The organism is Pseudomonas sp. HY7a-MNA-CIBAN-0227 (genome assembly GCF_040310325.1).
Classification (GTDB): Bacteria; Pseudomonadota; Gammaproteobacteria; order Pseudomonadales; family Pseudomonadaceae; genus Aquipseudomonas.
Genome location: NZ_JBEOPT010000362.1, coordinates 1 through 235, shown reverse-complemented (window position 1 = coordinate 235; position 235 = coordinate 1). Strand labels below are relative to the sequence as shown.

The 235-nt window shown below is 59.1% G+C and carries 1 pseudogene; it reads left to right on the top strand.

Going from position 1 to position 235, the window contains the following annotated elements:
- A pseudogene (locus AAEZ06_RS28275) lies at positions 1-235 on the top strand (LysR family transcriptional regulator); the annotation flags it as partial.

Here is a 235-nt window from a genome sequence, read left to right as displayed (position 1 = left end):
GCGCCTGGAAGAGGACGTGCTGCACTGCACGCTGTTCCAGCGCGATGGCCGTACAGTCAGCCTCACGCCAGAAGGTCAGGTGCTGCTGGGGTATGCGCGGCGCATCCTCAAGCTGCACAGTGAAGTATTCAATACGCTGAGCCTGCCAAAAATGGTCGGCACCGTGAAAATAGGCTCGCCGGACGATTACGTCATGCGTTTTTTACCCGGCATCCTGTCGCGCTTTGCCCAGGAC